General features: G+C 37.4%; 1 protein-coding gene. It reads right to left on the minus strand.

The annotated features are described in order from the left end of the window. Positions 1-49: 49 nt before the first annotated feature. A protein-coding gene (locus ACUXEY_RS28090) for an IS3 family transposase (protein ID WP_461302077.1) occupies positions 50-1,380 on the minus strand; the annotation gives its coding sequence in 2 pieces (ribosomal slippage) (positions 50-993 and positions 993-1,380; 1,332 coding nt in all). Positions 1,381-1,498 lie beyond the last annotated feature (118 nt).

Genomic DNA, 1,498 nt, shown 5'->3' on the forward strand with positions numbered 1-1,498 from the left:
TGAACTGTACCCTATAAAATGGACAGTTTAATAAAAAAGCCCTGAAAAATCAAGCACTTAAAAGGTGGTTCCGATATTCAATCGGAGCCATCTTTTTTAATGTCCACTGATAACGATTATAATTATACTCCTTCATATATTCCCTTATGTTGAGCTCGAGGGATTCAAAGGTTTGACAATCTTTATAATCTAATTCATCTTTCATATGACCAAAAAAGGATTCCATTGGTGCATTGTCTAAACAATTGCCCCTACGGGACATAGATTGTCTGATTCCCATTTCCCTTACGCGTTTCTGAAATTCAGGGTGTGTGTAATGAATACCTTGGTCTGAATGTAGAAGCGCTTCAGAATGGATGCTTTCTCCTAATCTCTCTTTCAAGTTATTTAATGTTTGATAGACGATATCCATTTGTAAAGAAGAGGAGACATGATAGGCTAAAATTTCTCGTGTTGTGCTGTCTTTTACACATGATAAATAAGCCTTCTTTCCTTTTCCATAAAATAAATAGGTAATATCCGTTAACATACTTTTTTCAGGCTCTTCTTGATTGAATTGGCGTTTTAAAAGGTTCGGACATGTTTTATGTTCTTGTGTCGCCTTTGCGATGTGTTTATAAGGATTCGCTCGGCGAATCTTTGTCACAAGATTATATTTACGCATAATACGGTAAATACGTTTGAGGTTCATACAAATTCCTTTTGTCTTTTCCAACACCATTTTGATAGAACGACCACCACATGTTTTCCTTTTTCGATTGAAAATTTCTTGGATCCATTCATAATCTGTTTCATCATTGCGTTCTTTTTCTAGATGTTTCTCTGTCTGATGAAGCCACGCATAGTATCCACTCCGACTTACCCCAGCCAGTGTGCAAAGATAACGCACCATACGTGGCAATTGGAATCGACGTATGGTTTGTTCAATCAGTGTGTATGTTTCTCGTGGTGTTAACGCTTCTTCTGTAACGCCTGCCTTTCGAGTTCTTCTAACTTTTTTAGGAATGTCAATTCCGCTTCTAAGAACGCAATACGCGCTTCCGCTTTCTTTAATTTTTCATCGGAAGAGAGAGGTTTTTCCGAAGGACGTCCCGTGCTTCCTTTCCCGCGGCGTTCTGTATAAAATCCTTCTTCACCAAATTGTTCAAAGGTTCTTCGCCAACGTTTCAAACATTGTTTTGGTTTCTCCTCACCAATCACAGCTAAGTCAAACCCATTCTCTAAAAAGATTTGGCTAGGACCTTTTCCTTGTTGATTTTCTTTTACCGCTCTTACTTTGAAATCTGGACAATAGCTAATCGAACGTTCCGACGCTTTTACTACATTTCTATTTTTTTTCAGCTGCTTCATTTGAATCTCATTAAAAATAATTTTACTCATTCTCCGTACCTCATTTCTATCGTTGGATCCATTATAACGAGGTTTTTTGATAAAAATACACAAAAACCCCGAATCATAGGGCTTTTTTTAAGTGTCCATGATTCGGGGTACAGTTCAT

The organism is Bacillus sp. F9_6S_D1_P_5 (assembly GCF_054823925.1).